Genomic DNA, 7,577 nt, shown 5'->3' on the forward strand with positions numbered 1-7,577 from the left:
GCAAACGAAGCGGAACACTCGAACGGTCCCGCTCGCAGGAGGTCGGTATGACGTCGACGGACGTGGAGCTCAGGTCCGAGCGGAGATCCCGAGTGGATCGCCGCGATTTCATCCGCGTGTGCACGATGGCCCTGGCGGCCGTCGGCATGCCGTACGCGGCGGCGGCGAAGGTCGCGCGGGCGATCCAGGCGAAGAAGCTGAAACCCTCCGTGATCTGGCTGCACTTCCAGGAGTGCACCGGGTGCACCGAGTCGCTCCTGCGGACGTCTCACCCCGCGGTCGGCGAGTTGATCCTCGATCTGATCTCGCTCGACTACCACGAGACCTTGTTCGCGGCGGCGGGCCACCAGGCCGAAGCGGCGCTCCAGAAGGCGATGCGGGACAACGCCGGGAAGTACGTCGTCGTGATCGAGGGCGCGATTCCGGTCAAGGAAAACGGGATCTACTGCCAGATCGGCGGACGAACGGCGCTCGACATCGTCCGCGAAGTCGCCGACAAGGCCGGCGCGATCATCGCGATCGGCTCGTGCGCGTCCTGGGGCGGCGTCCCCTCGGCCGACCCGAACCCGACCGGCGCGACCGGCGCGCCCGAGATCCTCAAGGGGAAGACGGTCGTCACGATTCCGGGATGCCCCGCCAACCCGTACAACCTCCTCGGCACGGTCCTCCAGTTCGCGACTTTCGGGACCCTCCCCGAGCTCGACGCGAAGGGACGACCGAAGTTCGCCTACGGGCGCACGATCCACGAGCACTGCCCGAGGCGCGCGCACTTCGACGCCGGCCGCTTCGCCCAGCAGTACGGCGACGACGGCCACCGGCAGGGGTACTGCCTCTACAAGCTCGGCTGCAAGGGTCCCGAAACGTACGCCAACTGCTCGACGCTCCAGTTCGGCGAGGTCGAGGACGCGTGGCCGATCGGGATCGGGCATCCGTGCTACGGCTGCACGGAACAGAAGCTCGCCTTCCGCGTTCCGCAATTCACGACGGTCGACATCGAACGGCCGACGCCCCCCGACACGTACGCCCCGATCCACGCGCACCAGGGGTTCGTCTCCCCGATCGCGACCGGAGTCGCGGGTCTCGTCGGAGGCGCGCTCGTCGGCGCCGGATTCATGGCCTCCAGGAAGCTCGGGGGCGAAGCCCCGCCAGAACCGAAGGAACCCGGAAAGGAGGCGTGACATGTCGCTCGATCGACGATCGCTCCTCCGCTCCCTCGCGACGGCCGGCGCGGCCGCCGTCGCCGTCGAAGGCACCGCTCAGGCGCGCGTCCGCCCGATGGCGCCCGCCGACGCGCTCGGCCTCCTCTACGACACGAGCCTCTGCATCGGCTGCAAGGCCTGCGTCGTCGCGTGCCGCGAAGCCAACGGCACGAAACCCGAGACCTCGAACTCCCCGGGAGGGATCTGGGACGCGCCGATGGACCTCGACGGGCAGACGAAGACCGTCATCAAGCTCTACAAGAGCCCGGACGGCATCCAGCGCTCGTACTTCAAGGCGCAGTGCATGCACTGCGTCGATCCCGCGTGCACGAACGCGTGCATGCTCGGCGCGCTGAAGAAGAAGGAGCACGGGATCGTCTCGTACGATCCCAGCCTCTGCGTCGGCTGCCGGTACTGCCAGATGGCCTGCCCGTTCAACGTCCCGAAATTCGAGTGGGCGAAGGCGGCCCCGAAGATCGTCAAATGCGAGCTCTGCCGCGAGCGCGCGAAGGGCCAGCCCGCGGTCGACGGCTCCGGCTTCACCCGGTATCCGAAGGGACAGGGCCCGGCGTGCGCCGAGGTCTGCCCGCGCAGCGCGGTCATCGCCGGCACGCGCGCCGAGCTGCTCGCCGAGGCGAGGCGCCGCATCGCATCGCACCCGGGCCGCTACAAGGGCTTCCGCGAGGATGACCCGCCGAAGATTTTCGGCGAAACGGACGGTGGCGGCACCCAGGTGCTCTACCTCTCTCACGTCGCGTTCGAGAAGCTCCGGCTTCCCAACCTCTCCGACCAGCCCGTTCCCGAGGTCCAGCAGACGATCCAGCACGGCATCTACCAGGGCTTCGCCGCGCCGATCCTGCTCTACGGCCTGCTCGGCGCCGCGGTATTCCGAAACCGTCGCGCCGCCGGCGAAAAGCCGGAGAAAGGAGGGGAGTCATGAGCAGCGAAGCCCGCCGCGTCGGGGGGCCGCTCACGACCCGCCCGTTTCTGACTCTCGCCGCCATCTTCGCGGTCGCCGCCGCGCTCATTCTCTGGCGTCTGGTCGCCGGCCTCGGCGCCACGACCGCCCTGTCCGACGCCTACCCGTGGGGGCTCTGGATCGCCTTCGACGTCGTCACGGGCACCGCCCTCGCCTGCGGCGGCTACGCCATGGCGATCCTCGTCTACGTGCTGAACAAGGGGCGGTACCATCCGATGGTCCGCTCGGCGATCCTGACGAGCGCGCTCGGCTACACGATCGCCGGCCTCTCGGTCGTCCTCGACATCGGGCGGCCGTGGCTCGCGTGGAAGATCCCCCTGTTCTTCTGGAAGTGGAACCTCCACTCCGCGCTCCTCGAAGTCGCGCTCTGCATCATGTCCTACATGGTCGTCCTCTGGATCGAGCTCTCCCCGGCATTCCTCGAGAGGGCCGCGGAAGGAAAGGGGACGATCGCCGGAGCCTCCCGGAAGATCCTGCCGATCCTCGAAAAGGCGCTGATCTGGATCATCGCGCTCGGCATGCTCCTCCCGACGATGCACCAGTCCTCGCTCGGGAGCCTCATGCTCCTGACCGGGCCGAAGCTGCATCCCCTCTGGCAGACGCCGCTCCTGCCGCTCCTCTTCCTCGTGTCGTGCATCGCGATGGGATTCGCGGCGGTCGTCTTCGAGTCGGCGCTCTCCTCTCACCTCTTCCGGCGGCGGCCCGAGACCGAGATGCTCGCCGGCCTCGCCCGCGCCGTGATCCCGGTCCTCGGCGTCTTCTTCGTGCTCCGCCTCGCCGACGTCGCGTGGCGCGGTCAGCTCGCGCGCGCGTTCGCGTTCGATCGCTACGCGCTCGCCTTCTGGGTCGAGACGGCGCTCTTCGTCGCCGGGCTGGCGATGCTCGCCAACCGGTCCCGGCTCCGCGATCTCGGCCATCTCTTCCGCACGGCCATGATCATCATGCTCGGCGGCGGCCTGTATCGCTTCAACACGTACCTGGTGGCCTACCGCCCGGGAGACGACGTTTCGTATTTCCCGAGCGTTCCGGAGTTCACCATCACGCTGGGGCTCGTCGCTCTCGAGATCCTCGCGTATGCGGTCATCGTCAAGTCCTTTCCAATTTTGAGCGGCGCGCCTCGCGCAGCCGCGGAGCGATAGAGGGGAACATGTCGAAACGAATCGTGGTCGATCCGGTCACTCGCATCGAGGGTCACCTCCGCATCGACGTCGAGGTCGACGGAGGAAAAGTCCAGAAAGCCTGGTCGTCGGGGCAGATGTTCCGCGGGATCGAGACGATCCTCCAGGGACGCGACCCGCGCGACGCGTGGCTCTTCACCCAGCGCTTCTGCGGCGTATGCACGACGGTGCACGCGATCGCCTCGGTCCGCACGGTCGAGAACGCGCTCGGGCTGGAAGTGCCGCTCAACGCGCAGTACATCCGGAACCTGATCGTCATGGCGCACGCCATGCACGACCACATCGTTCACTTCTACCACCTCTCCGCGCTCGACTGGGTGGACGTCGTCTCGGCGCTCAAGGCCGACCCCGCCAAAACCGCGGCGCTCGCCGAGAGCCTCTCGCCGTGGCCGGGCAACAGCAAGGAGCAGATGAAGGCCGTCCAGGACAAGGTCAAGGGCTTCGTCGAAGCGGGGCAGCTCGGGATCTTCACCAACGGCTACTGGGGACATCCCGCGATGAAGCTCCCGCCGGAGGTGAATCTCCTCGCGGTCGCCCACTACCTGCAGGCCCTCGAGTACCAGCGCAAGGTCAACCAGATCGTGGCGCTGCTGGGCGGGAAGACGCCGAACATCCAGAACCTCGCGGTGGGCGGCGTCGCCAACGCGATCAACCTCGACAGCGACTCGGCGCTCAACATGAACAAGCTGTTCATGGTCAAGGACGTCCTGGACGACATCTCGACGTTCATCGAACAGGTGTACTTCGTCGACGTCTGCGCCGTCGCGTCCATGTACCCGGAGTGGCTGGGATACGGCGCCGGTGTGACGAACTACCTCGCCGTCCCCGATCTCCCGCTCGACACGAAGGGGACGAAGTTCGACCTCCCCGGCGGCACGATCTTCAACGGCGACCTCGCCCACGTCCGCGAGATCAAGTCGTTCGACGACCCGTACTTCAAGGAGAACGTCAGCGAGTCGATCGCGCACTCCTGGTACGACGGCGACTGGACGAAGCACCCCTACGAGGAAACGACGGAGCCGAAATACACGACTTTCGAGGAGAACAGGAAGTACTCGTGGGTCAAGTCGCCGCGCTTCCAGGGCAAGCCCATGCAGGTCGGCCCGCTCGCGCAGGTGCTCGTCGGGTTCGCGCTCGGGCACGAGCCGACGAAGCGGTGGGCGGTGAAGACGCTCGACACGGCCGGCTCGCTCGCGAAGGCGAAGCTCACTCCCGCGGTGCTCCATTCGACGCTCGGACGGCATGCCGCCCGGATGATCCGCACGTGCGTGATCTCGGAGACCGCCAAGAAGCACTGGGGTCTCCTCGCCGCCAACATCGGCAAGGGGGACACGACGATCTTCAACCCTCCGGTCTTCCCGAAAGGGGAGCAGCGCGGGTTCGGATTCCATGAGGCGCCCCGCGGGACGCTGTCCCACTGGATCGTGATCCAGGACGGCAAGATCGCCAACTACCAGGCCGTCGTTCCCTCGACGTGGAACGCCGGCCCGCGCGACGCGCAGAACCAGCCGGGGCCCTACGAGGCTTCGCTCGTCGGGAATCCGGTCGCCAACGCCGAGCTCCCGCTCGAGGTGCTGCGGACGGTCCACTCGTTCGATCCGTGTCTGGCCTGCGCGGTCCACACGCTCGATCCCGAGGGGAACGAAATCGCGACCGTGAAGGCGTTGTGACCGGGCTCGCGCCCGTCCGCGTCCTCGGCCTCGGAAACGTCCTGATGGGCGACGACGCCTTCGGTCCGTGGGTGATCGAGGACCTGCTGACGCGCTGGGAATTTCCCCAGGGCGTCTCGGTCGTCGACGTCGGGACTCCGGGGCTCGACCTGACTCCGTACCTGGCCGACGCCGAGGCCGTGTTCCTCGTGGACACGGTCAAGGCGGACGGACCGCCCGGAACGCTGAAGGTGTACTCCCGCGGGCAGCTCCTCGCGCGGGGACCGCAGCCGCGGGTCTCTCCGCACGATCCGGGGCTCGCGGAGGCGCTTTTCTCGCTCGATTTCGCCGGCTGCGCGCCGAAGGAGGTCACTCTCGTCGGCGTCGTGCCGGAAAAGGTCGAGAAGGGCGTCCGGCTCTCGCCCGCGGTGCGGGCGGCGGTGCCCGCCGCCTCCGAGGAGGTCGCGGCGCGGCTCGGCTGGCTGGGTCTCCGTCCCCGCCGGCTCGCGGGCCGGACCACCGCGCCGTGGTGGGAGGCTCCGATTCCGGAAGCGGCTTCCGCCTGAAAAGAAAAACCCCGGGGCGCGAGCCCCGGGGTTTCCCGTCCTCCCGGATTCCTAGAAGTGAACGCGCGCGGCGAGCTGCAGCAGCCGCTGCTCGCCCTGGTGAGTGTCTCCCGCGAATGCCTGGGGCTTGCCGAAGTCCGGGTTCGGCGTGCCGTCGGCGAGAAACTGTCGTCCGTTGTAATAGGCGGGGTTCGTCGCGTTGAAGATGTTGAAGACCTGGGCGATGATCTCGACTCCGAGAGACCCGGTGAACGTGAAGTCCTTCGAGATCGCGATGTCGGTCTGCTCGAAGGAGTGTCCGCGCGCTTCCATCAGGTGGTGTCCGGGCTGGAGATCGATGTTGTAACCGTCGCCGTTCAGGTCGCGTCCGTCGTACGCGAGGTACGGAGTGGCCGATCGATAGCGGATGACGCCCGAGACGTTGATGCCCCACGGCGCGGAGTACGTGCCTCCGAGGGTGACCTTGTGCCGCGCATCGGTGAAGAGGTCTCCCTTGCAGATGTCGTGGCAGTTCGGATCGAGAGGATTGACGGAAACGTCCTTTCGTCCGCCGTAGCTGCTGCCGCCGAGGTCGGGTTGCGCGTCGGAGTGCGTGAGCCGGAACTCGTCGGCGCCGAGCAGGACGTTTCCGGTCGCGTGCGAGAGGGTGTAGAAGCCCTGGAACCGAAGCTTGTTGGAGACCCGGGCATTGAAGCCGAGGTTCATGCCGTCATAATCGGCATAGCCCCCGCCGTTCCACATCCGGACGGTGCCGCCGAAATCGGGGAATCTCGGGGTCCCGTCGGCCTGCAGGATGTTGAACTTGAATCGATAGGGGAGATCCCGATAGTTGATGTGGCTGTATTCCAGGCTCAGGCCGAGCCAGTCGGAGACCTGGTGCGAGATGCCGACCGAGAGCTGGCGGGAGAAGGGGGTCTTCGTCACGGTCGGGTCGGCCACCTCCGTCGGCGCCGGGCCGACGGTTCCCGGAAGGTCGTTGGGCGGGAGCGGGTCGCCGATCCGGAAACTGGGCGGCGGCGTCGAGCTGTAGATCTGCCCGTAGTCCGTCAACGCGATGGCGGGGAAGAGGAGCGTCGCGTTGAGGTAGGGGAAATCGTAGTAGACGCCCCATCCGCCGTGGACGAGCGTCTTTCCCTGACCGGTCAGGTCATAGGTGAAGCCCAGGCGGGGCGCCCAGTTCTTGTGATCGTTGGTCAGCTTGCAGTCCCAGCCCCGGAAATCCTGGTAGTAGCTGGCATCGTTGAACTGCGTCTGGGTCGACAGCTCCTGGCAGATCTGGTTCGAGGATTGATTCAGATCGTAGCCGAGGTTCAGGTCGTACCTCAGCCCGACGTTGACCGTGAGCCGGGGAGACGGCCTCCAGTCGTCCTGAATGTACGCGTCGTAGATGTTCTTCGGACTGTTGTACCCGCTGAAGCCGCCGTTCTGTGAGATCGACGCGACGGAGGAATCGAGCGAGTCGCCGTTGAGAGTGTACGTGGGAGCCGCGGTGCCGACCGAGAAATCCCCCGCGAGGGTCGGCTCGTGGACGAAATTCACGCCGAACTTGAGGTCGTGGCTGCCGTGCCAGTCGGCGAAGAAGGAGAAGTCGTCCTTGTACTGGTACTTCGTCTGCCGCGTGGTCTGCGGCGTGTTCGGGTTCTGACCGGAGAGAACGCCGCTCGCGAAGTAGATCGTCGGGTTGTCCGAGTTCGGCGTGATCGCGTTGTCGAATTTCGTGTACTGGAAGACGAGCTCGTTCAACGCATTCTGTCCGAACTGCGACTGGAGTCCGGCGAGGATCGACTCGTACTTGTTCGAGATCGTGCCGAACGAGTCGGGCGTATGGTTCGCGTACACGCCGTAGAGCTGCGAGTTCTTCTGGTAGCCGTACCGGACCTGGAGGAACTGGGACGCCGACATGTCCGCGGTGACCTTCGCCGCCAGGAGATCGTCGCGAAACGGCGTCTCGACGGGCTTTCCGTCGAGTTCGGGGAAGACCCCGCCGGTGTCCTGGATGATGTTGG

6 protein-coding genes are annotated in these 7,577 nt (G+C 66.6%); 5 read left to right on the plus strand and 1 reads right to left on the minus strand.

Annotated elements, in window-relative coordinates; all coding sequences use genetic code 11:
- Positions 1–47: 47 nt before the first annotated feature.
- The 5 genes from VFS34_13965 to VFS34_13985 are packed head-to-tail and all read left to right on the plus strand — an operon-like array spanning position 48 to position 5,571.
- Positions 48–1,178, plus strand: coding sequence for a hydrogenase small subunit (locus VFS34_13965; GenBank protein ID HET9795555.1), 1,131 nt, complete (start codon positions 48–50; stop codon positions 1,176–1,178).
- A 1-nt stretch (position 1,179) separates the two neighbouring features.
- A complete protein-coding gene (hybA, locus tag VFS34_13970; protein HET9795556.1) occupies positions 1,180–2,139 on the plus strand; it encodes a hydrogenase 2 operon protein HybA in 960 nt (319 codons plus the stop codon).
- On the plus strand, positions 2,136–3,317 hold the full coding sequence (gene hybB, locus VFS34_13975; protein HET9795557.1) for a Ni/Fe-hydrogenase cytochrome b subunit: 1,182 nt from the start codon (positions 2,136–2,138) through the stop codon (positions 3,315–3,317). The genes hybA and hybB overlap by 4 nt, the downstream gene beginning before the upstream one ends.
- A gap of 8 nt (positions 3,318–3,325) precedes the next feature.
- Entirely contained in the window at positions 3,326–5,026 is a 1,701-nt protein-coding gene (locus VFS34_13980; GenBank protein ID HET9795558.1) for a nickel-dependent hydrogenase large subunit, read from the plus strand.
- Entirely contained in the window at positions 5,023–5,571 is a 549-nt protein-coding gene (locus VFS34_13985) for a hydrogenase maturation protease (GenBank protein ID HET9795559.1), read from the plus strand. The genes VFS34_13980 and VFS34_13985 overlap by 4 nt, the downstream gene beginning before the upstream one ends.
- A 51-nt stretch (positions 5,572–5,622) precedes the next feature.
- On the opposite strand, the gene VFS34_13990 is transcribed toward VFS34_13985, so the two are convergent.
- Positions 5,623–7,577, minus strand: a 1,955-nt coding sequence (locus tag VFS34_13990; protein ID HET9795560.1) for a TonB-dependent receptor, incomplete at its 5' end; no start/stop codon positions are given.

This window comes from Thermoanaerobaculia bacterium (assembly GCA_035717485.1).
Taxonomy (GTDB): domain Bacteria; phylum Acidobacteriota; class Thermoanaerobaculia; order UBA5066; family DATFVB01; genus DATFVB01.